Genomic DNA, 15,170 nt, shown 5'->3' on the forward strand with positions numbered 1-15,170 from the left:
TCAGCGCGGGACCGGGACGGAGGCGAGGATGCCGTCGAGCAGGCCGTCGGCGGTCGCGCCCTCGAGCTCCGCCTCGGGCCGCAGCTGCACGCGGTGGCGCAGCGTGGGCCTCGCCAGGGCCTTGACGTCGTCCGGCGTGACGTACGAGCGGCCCGACAGCCACGCCCACGCCCGCGAGGACGCAAGCAGCGCAGTGGCGCCGCGCGGCGAGACGCCGAGCTGCAGCGACGGGGAGTTCCGCGTCGCGCGGACCACGTCCACGATGTAGCCGAGCACCTCGGGCGCGACGTGCACCGCGGCGACCGCCTCGCGTCCCGCCGCCAGGTCGGCGGCCGACGCCACGGCCTTGACCTGCGACAGGTCGCGCGGGTCGAAGCCGCGCGCGTGGCGTTCGAGCACCGCGATCTCCTGCTCGCGCGGCGGCAGCGGCACGGTCAGCTTCAGCAGGAACCGGTCGAGCTGGGCCTCGGGGAGCTGGTAGGTGCCCTCGTACTCGACGGGGTTCTGGGTCGCGCAGACCACGAACGGGTCGGGCAGCGCGCGCGCCGTGCCCTCCACGCTGACCTGCCGCTCCTCCATCGACTCCAGCAGCGCCGCCTGCGTCTTCGGCGGCGTGCGGTTGATCTCATCGGCGAGCAGCAGGTTCGTGAAGACCGGGCCCTCGCGGAACTCGAACTCCGCGGTCTTGGTGTCGTAGACCAGCGAGCCGGTCACGTCGCCCGGCATCAAATCGGGGGTGAACTGCACCCGCTTGAAGTCGAGCGCAAGCGCGGCGGCGAGCGTGCGGACCATCAGCGTCTTCGCCACGCCGGGCACGCCTTCGAGCAGGACGTGGCCCCGGCACAGCAGCGCGATGACCAGCCCCGTCACCACCGCGTCCTGGCCGACAACGGCCTTGGACACCTCGGCGCGCAGCGCGCTCAGCGCCTCCCTGGCCGCATCGGCCTGCTGCGGCGCGCGATAAGTCTCGTCAAAGCTCACTGACGGTCCTTTCGATGGAGTCCAGATATCGGGCGAGCGCCACCAGTCCCGCGTCGTCGTGCGGCGGCGGGCCGTAGAGCGCGTCGCCGATCACGTGGGGGTCGTCTCCCGTACGGGCGGCGAGCGCGGTCACCACCTCGTGCCCGGCCGCGCCCGCGCCGAGCCCCAGCCTGGGGGTGAGCCGGTCGATCGTACCGGCGCGCAGCGCGTCGGCCGCGCGTTCCCGCGCGCGCCTTGCGCGGTAGAGTCGGCCCCGGCCCTCCACCGTCTCGGCGGCTCTGACCACCACCGGCAGCTTCTCCACGACCACCGGGCCCAAACGGCGGCCCCGCCAGAACGCGGTGACGGCCACCGCGATGATCGCCATGTAGATGCCCCAGCGGATGCTGCCGGGCATCAGGTCGTACAGCGAGGCGCCGTTCTCGCCGGGCAGGCTCGTCGGCGGGGGCGTCTGCGGGCGCACGACCCAGATGACCGGCTTTCCCGTCCCGATGAGGTTGAGCGCCAGCGCCGCGTTGCCGTCCTCGGCCAGGCGCTGATTGGTCATGAACGAGCCGTCGCTGACGACCGTGATCGTGCCGCCGCCGTACTGGTAGCGCACCAGCGCGTACCCGTCATCGGCCGGGTAGCAGCCGGTCGAGCCGGAGGGGCCGCGCAGCTGCGGGCCGCCGAGGTAGGCGCTGCCCGCCGCCGTCGCGGCCGGCAGGTCGCACTCGGGCTCGCGCGAGCGGGTGCGGGCCCGCTCGGCGGGCGCGAAGGTCACGCCGGGGGCGAGGACGGGCATGCCGAGCAGGTCGCCGACGAGCACGCGGTCGCCGGGCACCCTGGCCAGGGTGTAGTGGTCGAGGAAGGTGGTGTCGGTGATCAGCAGCACCCGGTCGCCGCCGGCGCCCTTGGCGAGCGCCGCCTCGGCGGAGTCGACCTTCTCGACGGTGACGCCCTGCGCGCGCAGCAGCTCGGCCAGCGCCTTGGAGCCGGCGAGCGAGGCGTCGTCGGGGTCGAGCGGGCCGTTGGGGCCGGCGTCGGGGGTGCGGCCCAGCAGCACCGACAGTACGGCGGCCAGCACGATGGCGACGCCCATCAGCACGATCGCCCGGCTGGAGCGCCAGGCGGAGCGCGCCGTGGGCGAGGTGGGGGTGGAGGCCGCGGTGGTGGCGGTGGTGAGGCTCACGGGCCGCTCCCGGCGTCCACGCCTCGCGCGGCGGTGTCCCCGGTCTCCACGGCGGTGTTCCCGGCTTGCGCGGCGGTGGCCAGGGGGACGGGACGGGCCTGGCGCAGGCGCTCGTCGAGGCTCGCCATCGCCGCGTACGCCTCCCTGGTGCCCGCCACCCCGCCATAGGTCACGTCGTCGAACGAGCGGGCCGCCGCCGTGAGTTCCCCGGCGAAGGCGGGCAGCGTCTGGGCCGCCTCGGCGGCGAGCTCGTCGGCCGTGCGTCCGGGCATGCCGCTGACCAGCGCACGCTCCTCCAGGTCGCGGGCGATGGCGCGCAGGCGTTCCTGCAGCGCCTCCGTCCAGCGCTCCTGAGCGGCGAACTCATCGGCGGCCCGGCGGTGCTGGGCCGCCGTCTTCACCTGCTCGCCGAACAGCCCGTCCAAGGCGGCCGCGTTGCGGCGGGACGCCTTGCTCAGCCGCCAGCCGATGAGCGCGATGAAGGCCAGGATGACCGCCGTGATGATCACGGCCGCGATGACCGCGCCCGTCGTGCCGCCGCCGCTGATGCCGTCGAAGAGGTCGCCGAGGAACTGCAGGATGTACCGGCGGATCCGGTCGAGCAGCGGCTCCTGCTCGTAGCGGGTGTGCAGGAGCTCTTCCGCGGCCCTGCGGGCGGCCTCCTCCCGGTCGATCGGGCTCACGACCGCGCGGAGTCGTCCGAGTGCCATAGCTCGTCGGCGGAGGCGTGCACCCAGCCCTGGCGCTGCTGCTCGATGGCCGCCGTCTGCAGGACGAGGTCGAACGCCTCGCTGCGCATGCGGCGGTCGGTGTACAGCAGCCCGGCCACGCCCGCCTCGAACGGATAGACCACCATCATGCTGATCGTCGAGCCGATGGCCAGCAGCACGCCGGTCACCACGGCCGTCGTCGCCGAGCCCGCACCGAACGAACCGAGCGCGGTGACGACCGCCGTGAACGGGAAGCCCATGATGCCGGAGACGAACTGGACCAGCAGCAGGGTGAGCAGCATGATGCCGAACACCCGCCAGAAGTCGCCGGTCACGAGCCGCCACGAGCGGCGCAGGGCGGCGATGGGTCCCAGGCCCTCCAGCACGACGGCGGGGGAGGCGAGGGAGAAGCGCGCCCTGACGAACAGGTAGTAGCCGATGTAGAAGAGCAGGAACAGCAGGATCACGCCGATCATCCCCTCGCCGCCCGCCCCCGCGGCGCTGAGCCCGACCATGAGCGCGACGAACACCACCAACGGCGCGGCCATGATGAGGGTCATCAACCCCACCACGCCGAACAGCGCGGGCATGCGCGACTTGGACAGCTGCCACGCCTCGCTCGCGGTGATGCCGCCGCCGAAGACGGCCCGGCCGAGAATGCGGGTCAGCACGCCGGTCAGCAGCGTGACGACGATGAACTGCACGGCGTACGACACCAGCGTGGCGCCCATCGTGCCGACCATGGCCTCGAACTGGGCCTGGGCGGAGCGCGCCGGATCCTCCAATGTGGTGAGGCCGGAGCCCGTGATGAGCGCCTGCCCCACGCCCAGCGGGATGGAGGTGAGCAGCGCGGCGATGGCCGACAGGCCGAGCACGGCCTTGGGGTTGGATCTGATGAGCTTGATCGTGCCGTCGAGGATGTCGCCGAGCCCGAGCGGCCGCAGCGCGATGATGCCGGGCCGCAGCGCCAGCGGATGGGGCATGTTCTGGTACGGCGGCTGCGCCGGATGAGGGCCGGGATAGGCGGGATGGGGTGCCTGCGGCCCGGAGGGCGCCTGCGGAGGAGGGGGGCCGCCGTAGGGCACCTGCTGCTGAGAGCCAGGCGCGGTCCATGGGGAGGCCGGCGGGGCGCTGTAGGGCGGGGGCTGTTCGGCCGACCAGCCTGATGGCGTCTCGGGCATGGGACCGTGACCGTCTGACATATCCCAATCCTGGCATGCTGGACCGCAGGATGGTGTAGCGGAGCGGATTCGCCGGTGCATCTTGCCCACATAGGTTGATGATTCGGGACAAGGTTCGCGTCCAGGGATGGCCGAAAGTCGCTCCGTTACCGCAGACTGAGATAGCGGTCGCGGGGGCGGACCTAAAATTCGCCTTTTGTAGGGCTCAGGTCACACTCATGGGCCGACCAAGGGTAACCTTCAGCGATCGTGCGGGTATGTCCCACAATGCGTAGAACGAATGAGGGGCCATGAAAGGTCGCGTGCTGGTCGTTGACGACGACGCCGCTCTCGCCGAGATGCTGGGGATCGTGCTGCGAGGGGAAGGCTTCGAGCCGTCTTTTGTCTCCGATGGCGACAAGGCCCTCGACGCGTTCCGGGATACACGCCCGGACCTGGTCCTGCTCGACCTGATGCTGCCGGGAGCCGACGGCATCGACGTCGCGCGCAGGATCAGGGCTGAGTCGGGGGTCCCGATCGTCATGCTCACGGCGAAGAGCGACACGATCGACGTCGTGCTCGGCCTCGAGTCGGGTGCCGACGACTACATCGTCAAGCCGTTCAAGCCGAAGGAACTGGTCGCCAGGGTGCGGGCGCGGCTGCGCCGTACGGACGAGCCCACCCCCGAGATCCTGCAGATCGGCGACATCACCATCGACGTCGCCGGCCACTCGGTCAAGCGTGGCGACGAGACCATCAACCTCACGCCGCTGGAGTTCGACCTGCTGGTGGCCCTGGCCCGCAAGCCGCGCCAGGTCTTCACCCGCGAGGTGCTGCTCGAGCAGGTGTGGGGCTACCGCCACGCCGCCGACACGCGGCTGGTGAACGTCCACGTGCAGCGGCTCAGGGCCAAGATCGAAAAGGACCCCGAGCACCCCGAGATCGTCGTGACGGTACGCGGCGTCGGCTACAAAGCCGGCCCGGCCTGATCCTCGTTCCACCCCGCCATGCCCCCGACGACGAGACGTAAGACCCGCCGACGGACGCTCCGCCAGATCCTGGGGGGCGTCCGCCGGAGGGTTCGTCGTGCGGCGGGCAGGACGCGAAGCGTCTGGCGGCGCTCGCTGCAGCTCCAGGTGGTCACCAGCACGCTGGTCATCTCGATGATCGTCGTGGTGGTGCTCGGCACCTTCCTGTACGGCCAGATCTACCAGTCGGTCATCAACAGCAGCACCCAGTCGGCCACCAACGAGGCGTTCACCGACCGGCTGCAGATCGCCGACGCGCTGGCCCCGGAGACCGACGACGACGCGCAGACCGCCGACTCCGGCAAGCAGGGCGCGGTCAACCGCCTCGACGAGGTCATGAACACCGTCGCCGGCACCGGCGAAGACGGCTCCGGCAAGCGCTACGACGTGCTGATACTCAACCTGACGACCCCCGGCGAGTCGCGGGCGTCCGGCAACGTCGTGCCCGCGAACGTACCGGAGCAGCTCAAGCAGAGCCTGCGGCGCAACATCAAGAACGGCCGCTTCGACAAGACCGTCGCGTCGATCCAGACGATCAAATTCTCCGGTGAGAAACAGCCGCGGCTGACGTTCGTCGTGGTCGGCGCCGTGCACCAGCCCGACGGGCGCAACTACGAGGTCTATCACTTCTTCCCGATGACCGAGGAAGAAGAGATGCTCTCCAACGTCCGGCTGGCCATCGTCGTGGTGGGCCTCGGGCTCGTGCTGCTGCTCGCCGCCATCGCGTACCTGGTGGCCAGGCAGGTCGTCACCCCCGTACGGCTGGCCAGACAGGCCGCCGAGCGCCTCGCCGCGGGCAAGCTCGACGAGCGGCTCAAGGTGCGCGGCGAGGACGACCTCGCCAGGCTCGCCAACTCCTTCAACGAGATGGCCGCCAACCTCGCGCTCAAGATCCACCAGCTGGAAGAGCTGTCCCAGGTGCAGCGGCAGTTCGTCTCCGACGTCTCACACGAGCTGCGCACCCCGCTCACCACCGTCCGCATGGCCGCCGACCTGCTCTACGACGCCCGCGAGGACTTCGACCCCATGGTCGCGCGCTCGGCCGAGCTGATGCAGGCCCAGCTCGAACGCTTCGAGGCGATGCTGGCCGACCTGCTGGAGATCAGCCGCTACGACGCCGGCGCCGCCACGCTCGACCTCGACTCCGTCGACATCCGCGACGTCGTGCTGCGCGCCATCGGCGACTCCGAGGCGCTGGCCGAGCGCCACTCCACCCGCTTCGAGCTGCGGCTGCCCAACGAACCCTGCATGGCCGAGATCGACACCCGGCGGGTCGAGCGCATCCTGCGCAACCTGCTGTTCAACGCCATCGAGCACGGCGAGGGCCGCGACATCGTGGTCACCGTCGGCGCCGACCGCGACGCCGTCGCCGTCGCCGTACGCGACCACGGCATCGGACTCAAGCCCGGCGAGGAGACGCTGGTGTTCGACCGGTTCTGGCGGGCCGACCCCTCGCGGGCGCGCACCATCGGCGGCACCGGGCTCGGCCTGGCCATCTCCCGCGAGGACGCCACCCTGCACGGCGGCTGGCTCCAGGCGTGGGGCCAGCCCGGCGAGGGCTCGCAGTTCCGGCTCACGCTGCCGCGCGTCGCCGGCGCCGACCTCAAGGGCTCGCCGCTGTCGCTGGTGCCGCCCGAGATCGAGATGCGGCGCACGTGGCGCACCTCCATGACGCCCGTCCTCCTCCCCGCCACGGCAGACGGGGGCGCCCATGAGGAGGACTAGCCGGCTCGTCGTGACGGCCCTCATCGCGGTCCTGGCGGTGCTCACCGGCTCCGGGTGCACCGTCATCCCGGTGAGCGGGCCGTACACGGTCAACGACGAGGGTGCGGGCGACCCGCTGACCAAGCCGTTCCAGCGCATGATCGCCATCGGGCCGCAGCGGTCCTGGGGGCCCATCGAGACGTTCAGAGGGCTGCAGGCCGCCATGGCGGCCTACCCCGAGGACCCGGCCGTGCTCCAGCAGTACCTGACGCCCCAGGCGCGGCAGAAGTGGAGCGCGTCCGGCCCGGTGACCGTCATCGAGGACCTGTACGAGGTCATACCGCCCGCCTCCATGGACGGCACCGAGCCCTCCATGAAGATCACCGTCAAGGGCCGGTGGGTCGCGCAGATCAACGAGGACGACTCGTACAAGCCGACCGCCGGGCCCTGGTCGCAGGACTTCGAGCTGGTCAGAGAGCCGGGCGGCGGCTACCGCGTCAACAGCCTGCCCCAGGGGCTGCTGCTCACCGCCGCCGACGTGGCGCGCTCGTACCGGCCGACCAACCTCTACTACCTCGCGCTCGACGGCCAGTCGCGGCTCGTCGTCGACCGGGTGCGGCTGCGGCTCAAGACCACCGAGACGTACGCGGAGACCGTGCTCAAGCGCCTGCTCGAACCGCCCACCGAGGCGCTGCGCGGCGCCGTCACCACGGGCTTTCCCGCCGGCAGCGCCATCGAGTCCATCCGCTCCGGCGAGGAACGCGTCGTCATCAACCTCCGCGGCGACTTCGACGTCCTCGACCTCAGCGCCGAAGACGCCCTGCGCGCCCAGATCCGCCACAGCCTCAACAACAACGAGATCGCCAAGGGCCGCATCATCGAGGTCCAGGTGGACGGCGAGCCGTACATCACCGACCGGCCCGGCACCGAGGACAGCTGGCTCGGCGACGGCGGCGAACGCGCCTACTACGTCGACGACGGCGCCCTGCACTACCTCGGCCAGGACGGCGCGGCCGGCGCCGTCGCCGGCGCGGCGGGCGAGCAGCGCGACGGCTACGACCACTTCGCCGTCTCCAAGGACAACGGCAACGGCGTCTACGCCGCCGCCCGCACCTCCACCGGCGTCTCCATCGCCAAGATCGGCCAGGACGGCGGCTGGCAGGAGGTCATCCAGGGCAAGCACCTCACGCCGCCGACCTGGCGGCGCGACGGCACGCTATGGACGTACGACCAGGACGACCAGGCCCTGCTGCGCTACGACCCCAGCAGCGGCGACGGCCCCCAGCGCGTCGCCGCCCCCAAACAGCTCGTCGGCCTCAAGATCACCGGCCTGCGCATCGCCAGGGACGGCGTGCGCGTCGTCGTCACCATCGACAACAGGACCGTGCAGATCGGGGCGCTGATCGGCGAGGGCCGCGGCGTCCGGCTCGGCAACCTCCAGTCGCTCACCACCACGGAGGGCAGCGACAAGATCATCGACGTGGCGTGGGCCGACGACCTGCGGCTGCTCGTGCTCGTGAAGAGCAAGGCCGGGCAGATACTCAACGAGATCAACGTGGGGGACGGGCAGACCAGCGGCGTACCCCTGAAGGACCGCGTGAGCTCGCTGGCCGCGTTCAACGACCGCATCCTGGCCGGGGTGGGGAGCGGCGGCGACGGCAAGATCCTGGAGCTCAACCAGGACCGCCAGACCTGGACCGCCAAACTCGAGTCGGCCGCCGGCGAACCCCTCTTCCCGCTGGGCTGACCCGCCTCCTCCTCGATCCGCCCCCTCCTCGATCCGCCCCCTCCTCGATCCGCCCCCGCCTCGATCCGCGCCCTCCGCGGCACGGGCCGACCGCGTCCTTCGGCCTGGGGCTGACCGCGTCCTCTTTCCGCTGGCCGAATGCGTCTTCCGGCCTGGGGCTGAGCGTGCGCTCTTTCCGTTGGCTGACGACGCTCTCTGCCCTTGGCTGATCCGCGCGCTCTGAGCGACGGCGCCCTCACCCGGGCTGACCGCTTTCCCGGGTTACCCTCGCCCTCTTCCCGGGTCGCCCGCCTTTCCTGGGGAAGGCGGTGCGCTCTTGCCCGGCTGGTGGCTCGGCGCCCTCGGCCCCGCCTGGGCCGGGCGCTCCGGCCCGCGTCAGCCCTGCGAGAGCAGCCGCTTGCGGTCCCTCCGCCGCAGGCGGCCATCCCGAAGCCCGGCACCGCAGGCCTGCCACCTCGGCACCGCCGATCGGGGGCGCGCCGCTGGGGACCCCTCGCCCATGGCGCGGGCTTGGCCGTGGGCGGGCTCGGCCGAGGGGCGGAATCGTCGGTGGCGGGCGGCATGCTAGGGCGCGTGCTGACCGCCGTACTCGATCTCGTGTTGCCCGCCGCCTGCGTGGGGTGCGGGGTGAAGGGGGCGTCGTGTTGCGCCGGCTGCCACGCGTCGCTCACCGCCGCGCCCGCGCGGCGCATGCCCGTCCCGGTCCCGCCAGGGCTGCCCGACTGCTGGTCGGCGGCGCCGTACACCGGCTCGGTGCGCCGCCTCATCCTGGCCTACAAGGAGCGGGGCGCGGTGGCGGTGGCCGGGGCCCTGGCGGAGGCGCTGACGCTGGCGGCGCTGACGGCCTTCGCGTGGCGGCCGCCGCTGGAGAGGTTCGCGGTGGTGCCCGTGCCCAGTTCACGCAGGGTGCGCAGGGGGAGGGGGCACGACCCCGTGGGGCGGCTGGCGGCGCTGGTCGCGGAGCGGTTGCGGGGGTTCGGGCTGGGCGCGGAGCTGTGGCACGGGCTGGAGCAAGCACGCGAGGTGACCGACCAGGCGGGCCTGAGCGGCGCTGAGAGGGCCGAAAACCTCGCAGGCTCACTCCAGGTGCCCCAAGCCGTGAAAACGCCTCCAGGGCCCTGTGCGCTGCTCGTGGACGACGTCGTCACGACGGGCGCCACGCTCGCCGAGGCCGCGAGGGCGCTGCGGGCGGCAGGGGTGAGCGCGCCACTCGCGGTGACCGTGGCCGCGACACGCCTGGCATACCGAAGATCTTGACCTTTATTACGGTCACCGTCCGTAAAGAAAGATCATTTTCCTCACTATGCCCAGGAGGTCACATGTCTCTGTCCTGTCACCGCTGTGCCCCGGGTCGGACGTACGGGAGCCTCGTCCCACAAGGGTTGCGGACAGGTTGAAACGGGCATCGGCCAGCGCTTACCCACCTAGGGGAAATCACGGAAAGTGATCCACCGGCCGACCCTCCGGCTGACATTCGTGCTGGATGCGGATAGCGTTCTGACATGGCACCCGTTCGGGTCCGTGGTTGCGCAGGGTCGGGGTCCCCGGCTCTGCTAGCCGATGCCAGCCGCAGGCAAAACGGTCCACGTAAGGCGACTCTTTGTCGACCGATCACGGTGCGGCTTAGGGGTAAGTCCTGCCTTCCCGGGGGTCCAGATGTCCCCCGTCAGAAGAGAAGGGCAGTAGTGGCGACAGCGCTGCGAGACCCTCAGCAGGCGGATGTGGGGTCGAAGACCAGGTCGGCCGGGCGGGTGCCCTCCGAGATCCCGGTGACGCTCCGTCGGAAGAGGGGAACGGTGAGAGAAAGGCAGACAGTGCACCCGGTCCGGCGCACTTGTCGTCGGGCGCTCTTGCTCAGTCGTTAGACGAAGGGGGGCTGTTGCATGGACATCATCGTCAAGGGCCGGCACACAGGAGTGAGTGATCGGTTCCGCGACCACGTGACGACCAAGCTGGCCAGGATCGAACGTCTGGACAACAAACTCATCCGGGTCGATGTGGAGGTGTCGAAGGAACGCAACCCGCGTCTCGCCGACCAGCGAGAGCGTGTCGAGCTCACCATCCACTCGCGAGGGCCCACCATCCGTGCAGAAGCCTCGGCCGACGACCGGTTCGCCGCCCTCGATCTCGCCCTCGACAAGCTGGAAGGCCGCCTGAGGAGGCTCGCCGACCGGCGCAAGGTCCATCACGGCAACCACTGCCCGCCCTCCTTGGCGGAGATCACCAGAACGCTGCCCGGCGCCCTTGAGCCGGAGAAGAGCGGCCGCACCGCCGTCCCCCAGCAGGCCGAAGCCGCGGAGGAGGAGCGGCGGCAGGAGAGCGACCAGGCCTACGACGACATCGTCCCGATCGAGATGGACGGCGAGGGGCCGCTCATCGTCCGGGAGAAGTTCCACAAGGCCGAACCCATGACCATCGACCAGGCCCTGCTCGAAATGGAGCTCGTCGGCCACGACTTCTACCTGTTCCGCGACAAGGAGAGCGGGCTTCCGTCAGTCGTCTACAACAGACGTGGGTACAACTACGGCGTGCTGCGGCTCGTAGAGCCCTGATCACACGCTAAAAGATCTTCTCGACCACCCGAGAACCGCGGGTTACGTGCCATCATGGCGGTTCAACGGCTCTGGCCCCCCGACGAGGAGGAGACGTGAGCGAGCTCAGTCAGGCGCAGGTGAGCGAGCGAAACGAGGGAATGTCAGGCACGAGGCGGATCAAGGAGGCCTCGTGACCGAGTCTGGCGAGACCCGCACACAGTCGAGCGAACCCATCCGCGTGCTGATCGTGGACGACCACGAGCTGATCAGGCGGAGCCTGGCACTGGCGTTGGCCGCGGAGCCCGACATCGAGGTGGTCGGCGAAGCGAGCGACGGGCAGGAGGCGGTCGAACTGGCCGACCGCCTCATGCCCGACGTGGCGCTCATGGATGTGCGCATGCCCAAGCAAGACGGGATCGAGGCGACGAAGGGCATCAAGGCCTCCGTCCCGAGCACCCGCATCATCATGCTGACGGTGAGCGACGAGGAAGAGGACCTCTTCGAGGCCATCAAGGCGGGAGCCACCGGCTACCTGCTCAAAGACGTGCAGATCAACGACGTCCCCGCCGCGGTGCGGGGCGTGCACGAAGGCCAGTCGTTAATCAACCCGGCGATGGCGGCCAAGCTGATCAGCGAGTTCGCCAACATGAGCCGCAAAGAGGCCGAACGCCCGCCCCAGCTGCCCGTCCCCCGTCTGACCGACCGGGAGATGGAGGTGCTGCGGCTCGTCGCCAAAGGCATGAACAACCGGGAGATCGCCAAACAGCTGTTCATCTCCGAGAACACGGTGAAGAACCACGTCCGCAACATCCTCGACAAGCTGCAGCTGCACTCGCGGATGGAAGCCGTGGTCTACGCGGTACGGGAGCGCATGCTCGAGATCACCTGACCCCCGACCCCGCCCAGCGCCACGAACGATCGGGCACATCGCCGCTCCGAGATCCCCGCCGCGCGTCGCGAACCATCGCGCACGTCACCGCTCCGGAATCCCCGCCGAGCGTCGCGAACGGTTCGTGTGGGCGGCTGTTACGAGCCCCCGCCTGGTGGTCTGGTGATGGTGTGCTCTGCCGTTTCGGGTTCTTCGCCGAGCGTTGTGTGGTTGGTCGCGTGGGCGGCTGTTACGAGCCTCCGCCTGGTGGTCTGGTGATGGTGTGCTCTGTGGTTTCGGGTTCTTGGCGGAGCGTGGTGGTCGGTCGTGTGCGCTCGCGCTGTGGTTTCGGGGTTTCCGCTGAGCGCCGTGGTGATCGTGCACGGTGCCTATTCGGGGCTTCGCCCGGACAACGCCCCCCGCCCCGCCCTGCCTCACCGCGCCGGACTCTGTCGAGCGCTGACCGGTCGTCTACCGGACGGGTCCCAGCCGCGCCGGCCCCGCCGTGCCGGCCCCGCCTCTGTCGTCGCCCGTGGTGTGACCGGCCCTTCCCTTGCGCGCACTCTGGTCTGTCGTGCGCTGGCCTACCCGGTACGGACCGTGGTCTTGGTGCGTGCCGTGGCGCTTTGAGGCTCGGCTAGTCCGTCGGCCCGGGTGATGAACCCAGGGACCGCCTATCGGCTTGCCCTTCGCGGGCGGCTGACGGCTTGGTGGGTGTGCAGGGGGCTGTGCGGTCGGGGTGGACGTCGTGCGGTCCCCGGCCCCGCTCCCTGGCTGGGCGGGGCTCGGGTGCTCACGTGCGTCGTGCCCCGGCTCGTGTGCTGAGGGTGGCCGGAGGGGTCAGGCTTCGGCGGGCGGGGTGTTGAGGATGGGCAGGAGCTCCGGAGGGTCGGCGCGTTCGACGCGTACGTCGTCGCAGCCGACCCACGAGGCCGCGGACCACAGGGCCTCGCGCAAGGCGCCGGCCCACTTGGCGGACGAGAGGCCGGGCTCCAGGCTGAGCTGCCGGGCCACCAGGGTCGAGCCCTCGCGGGCCGGATCGACGCGCCCGATCAGGCGGCCGCCCGCCAGCACCGGCATCGTGAAGTAGCCGTGGACGCGCTTGTGCTTGGGGACGTACAGCTCGAGCGTGTACGTGAAGCCGAACACCCGCTCGGTGCGCCCCCGATGCCAGATGAGAGAGTCGAACGGCGACACCAGCGTGGTGCGGTGGCGCCCGCGCGGCTCGGCGGCCAGGGCGGCGGGGTCGGCCCAGGCGTTGGGGCGCCCGCGCTTGCCCGGCCAGCCGGTGACCGTCACCGGCACCAGGCCGGCCGCGCCGCTGAGCAGGGCCTCGTCGAGGATCTCGGCGTAGCGGCCCTTGAGGCGCAGGAAGTCGATGAGGTCGGTACGGTTGGCCACGCCGAGGCTGCGACCGGCGATGCCGGCCAGGCGGGTGATGCACTCCTCGTCGGACGGATCCTCGGCCAGCAGCTCCGGCGGGACGGCGCGTTCGGCGAGGTCGTAGACGCGGCGCCAGCCGACGCGGCGGGTGCAGACCAGCTCGCCGATGTCGAGCAGCCACTCCAGGCCGATCTTGGAGTCGGACCAGTCCCACCAGGGGCCGCCGTTCTTGGCGCCGCCCACGTCGGACGTGGTCAGCGGGCCGGACTCGCGGGCCTGGTCGAGCAGCTTCTCGACGCCGTCGGGGACCTCGTGCCAGCGGTGGCGCCGCTCGCGGAAGGCCCGGCGGCGGAACGCGTAGAGCGGCCAGTGCTCGATGGGCAGCAGGCAGGCGGCGTGGCACCAGTATTCGAAGCTGAGCGCCGGGTCGTGCCAGTAGGCGCGCTCGACCGCGGCCCTGCCGATCGCCCCGAGCCGGGCGTAGGCGACCAGCTCGTGGGAGCGGGCGAGGACCGAGATGGTGTCGAGCTGCACGGCGCCGAGCCTGCGGAGCATGGCGTGCACCCCGCCCTTGCGGGCGTCGGCGCCGATGAGGCCCTGGGCGCGGAGGATGATGCGGCGGGCCTCGTCGGGGGTGAGGTCGGTGACGCCGCTCATATCTGCGAGTCCGTACGGCGATGCATGCGAGCAATCTAGCGACGCCCACCGACGAAACCGCCGGCGCGGTCAAGTGGTCGAGATCACGTCAAGTACCGGCGGTCTCGTGATGGGCGGGCTGGTCGTCGTGGCGGGCTGACCTCGTGTCGCGGGTGAGCGTCGCCGTTGGGCGGCTGCGTGCGGTGAGTGTCGCCGTTGGGCGGCTGCGTGCGGTGAGTGTCGCCGTTGGGCGGCTGCGTGCGGTGAGTGTCGCTGTTGGGCGGCTGTGCGGGGTGTGTGTCGTTGTCGGGTGGCTGTGTGTGGGATGAGTGCGGCTGTTGGGCGGTGTGGTGTGTGCCGGCTCGTCTGGCGCGCATCACGCGCTCGGCTCAGGAGCGCAGGTGCCGTTCCGGCCGGTGCGGCCGGTGGGTGAGGGGGTGGGTGCTGCGGGTGCTCGCTTGGTGAGCGTTTCGGCGGGGCGCCGGGTGTGGTGTGGCGTGTTCGCGGGGGAGCCGCGAAATCCGCGGGGCGGTCGAGTGCGCCTGCGGGTTCGTGGAGTGCTGCCGGCGCGAGAGCGGGCGGGGTCTCGAAGGGCCGGGGCGGTCGCGTACGGCGGAAGCGTTCTCGTGGACGGTCGGTGAGCGCTGTGAGACCTGCGGCGGAATGGGGGTGTTCGAGGGGGAATGCGGGGGTGGGACACGCCCGGGCGTAGTCGCAAAGATCTGGATATGAAACGGCGGGCGGCCGCATACCGGGCCGCCCGCCGTGCGAAGCCTGGGTCAGCGATGATCCTCGGCGCGCATCCCCACCCGCGGCGCGTCGATCACGACGTCGGTGAAGATGTCGAAGACGAGGGCGAGAATTCCGCCGACGACGAACACACCGGCGCCGATCCACACGATCGTCCAGTTTCCGGCCGTGAGTCCGAAGCCGGCCACGACCGTTCCCACCAGCATCACGACCACCGCGAGCCACGAAGACGCGCGCCCGGCGTGGCTGCCGAGATGCTCGGTTTGCTCCGACTTCTTCCCCTCAACCATGACTAATCCTTCCTTTGCCGGAAATCCCGCAATTGGTGCGAGCCGGCTCTCCACCGGCATACCCTCTGCCTTCCCTTCATTCTCCCAGACCGGTTCGGTGCCCTCGTCGGCACGGTGGCTGTGTCTGGTTGCGAGACCGCCTACGATGGCAGGCGGGGAAGTTTGTCTCGGCCTCTCCTCCTGGCGGCGCCGCCGGGGTAGACCTGCG

The 15,170-nt window shown here is 70.8% G+C and carries 12 protein-coding genes; 6 read left to right on the forward strand and 6 right to left on the reverse strand.

The window, feature by feature from the left end; translation table 11 throughout:
- From ACGFIM_RS22635 to ACGFIM_RS22650, 4 genes are read right to left on the reverse strand one after another with little or no spacing between them, the layout of a single operon-like run.
- Window positions 1–981, reverse strand: a complete 981-nt coding sequence (locus ACGFIM_RS22635; RefSeq protein WP_393203228.1) for an AAA family ATPase — start codon at window positions 979–981, stop codon at window positions 1–3.
- Window positions 971–2,152 (reverse strand): DUF4350 domain-containing protein, encoded by a 1,182-nt coding sequence (locus tag ACGFIM_RS22640; RefSeq protein ID WP_393203230.1) that lies wholly within the window; start codon window positions 2,150–2,152, stop codon window positions 971–973. Before ACGFIM_RS22640 ends, ACGFIM_RS22635 begins: the two co-directional genes overlap by 11 nt.
- The gene (locus ACGFIM_RS22645) at window positions 2,149–2,835 is read right to left on the reverse strand and encodes a DUF4129 domain-containing protein (protein WP_393203232.1); all 687 of its coding nucleotides are present in this window, start codon (window positions 2,833–2,835) and stop codon (window positions 2,149–2,151) included. The genes ACGFIM_RS22640 and ACGFIM_RS22645 overlap by 4 nt, the downstream gene beginning before the upstream one ends.
- The gene (locus ACGFIM_RS22650; RefSeq protein ID WP_393203234.1) at window positions 2,832–3,845 is read right to left on the reverse strand and encodes a hypothetical protein; all 1,014 of its coding nucleotides are present in this window, start codon (window positions 3,843–3,845) and stop codon (window positions 2,832–2,834) included. Before ACGFIM_RS22650 ends, ACGFIM_RS22645 begins: the two co-directional genes overlap by 4 nt.
- 488 nt (window positions 3,846–4,333) lie before the next feature.
- Between ACGFIM_RS22650 and mtrA the strand changes: the two genes are divergently transcribed.
- The 6 genes from mtrA to ACGFIM_RS22680 all read left to right on the forward strand — a co-directional run bounded on the left by mtrA (window position 4,334) and on the right by ACGFIM_RS22680 (window position 11,924).
- Complete coding sequence (gene mtrA / locus ACGFIM_RS22655) at window positions 4,334–5,011, forward strand: MtrAB system response regulator MtrA (protein WP_090763607.1); 678 nt, start codon at window positions 4,334–4,336, stop codon at window positions 5,009–5,011.
- 18 nt (window positions 5,012–5,029) lie between these two features.
- Window positions 5,030–6,775, forward strand: coding sequence for an MtrAB system histidine kinase MtrB (mtrB, locus tag ACGFIM_RS22660; protein WP_393203236.1), 1,746 nt, complete (start codon window positions 5,030–5,032; stop codon window positions 6,773–6,775).
- Entirely contained in the window at window positions 6,762–8,501 is a 1,740-nt protein-coding gene (locus ACGFIM_RS22665; RefSeq protein ID WP_393203238.1) for an LpqB family beta-propeller domain-containing protein, read from the forward strand. The genes mtrB and ACGFIM_RS22665 overlap by 14 nt, the downstream gene beginning before the upstream one ends.
- A gap of 573 nt (window positions 8,502–9,074) precedes the next feature.
- Entirely contained in the window at window positions 9,075–9,758 is a 684-nt protein-coding gene (locus ACGFIM_RS22670; RefSeq protein WP_393203240.1) for a ComF family protein, read from the forward strand.
- 626 nt (window positions 9,759–10,384) lie between these two features.
- Window positions 10,385–11,053 (forward strand): ribosome hibernation-promoting factor, HPF/YfiA family, encoded by a 669-nt coding sequence (gene hpf / locus ACGFIM_RS22675; RefSeq protein WP_393203242.1) that lies wholly within the window; start codon window positions 10,385–10,387, stop codon window positions 11,051–11,053.
- Between the two features lie 172 nt (window positions 11,054–11,225).
- The gene (locus ACGFIM_RS22680) at window positions 11,226–11,924 is read left to right on the forward strand and encodes a response regulator transcription factor (RefSeq protein WP_364060212.1); all 699 of its coding nucleotides are present in this window, start codon (window positions 11,226–11,228) and stop codon (window positions 11,922–11,924) included.
- An 819-nt stretch (window positions 11,925–12,743) separates the two neighbouring features.
- On the opposite strand, the gene ACGFIM_RS22685 is transcribed toward ACGFIM_RS22680, so the two are convergent.
- Window positions 12,744–13,943 (reverse strand): winged helix-turn-helix domain-containing protein, encoded by a 1,200-nt coding sequence (locus ACGFIM_RS22685; RefSeq protein WP_393203244.1) that lies wholly within the window; start codon window positions 13,941–13,943, stop codon window positions 12,744–12,746.
- Between the two features lie 758 nt (window positions 13,944–14,701).
- Window positions 14,702–14,962 carry an HGxxPAAW family protein gene (locus ACGFIM_RS22690; RefSeq protein WP_393203246.1) on the reverse strand — a complete coding sequence of 87 codons (261 nt, stop codon included), beginning with the start codon at window positions 14,960–14,962 and terminating at the stop codon, window positions 14,702–14,704.
- Window positions 14,963–15,170 lie beyond the last annotated feature (208 nt).

The organism is Nonomuraea sp. NPDC049309 (assembly GCF_043196965.1).
GTDB classification, from domain to species: Bacteria; Actinomycetota; Actinomycetes; order Streptosporangiales; family Streptosporangiaceae; genus Nonomuraea; species Nonomuraea fastidiosa.

Coding starts and splice junctions, on each gene's coding strand:
- ACGFIM_RS22650 (WP_393203234.1), bottom strand. CDS start 3,845: ATGCCCCATCCGCTGGCGCTGCGGCCCGGCATCATCGCGCTGCGGCCG.
- mtrA (WP_090763607.1), top strand. CDS start 4,334: ATGAAAGGTCGCGTGCTGGTCGTTGACGACGACGCCGCTCTCGCCGAG.
- mtrB (WP_393203236.1), top strand. CDS start 5,030: ATGCCCCCGACGACGAGACGTAAGACCCGCCGACGGACGCTCCGCCAG.
- ACGFIM_RS22665 (WP_393203238.1), top strand. CDS start 6,762: ATGAGGAGGACTAGCCGGCTCGTCGTGACGGCCCTCATCGCGGTCCTG.
- hpf (WP_393203242.1), top strand. CDS start 10,385: ATGGACATCATCGTCAAGGGCCGGCACACAGGAGTGAGTGATCGGTTC.
- ACGFIM_RS22685 (WP_393203244.1), bottom strand. CDS start 13,943: ATGAGCGGCGTCACCGACCTCACCCCCGACGAGGCCCGCCGCATCATC.
- ACGFIM_RS22690 (WP_393203246.1), bottom strand. CDS start 14,962: ATGGTTGAGGGGAAGAAGTCGGAGCAAACCGAGCATCTCGGCAGCCAC.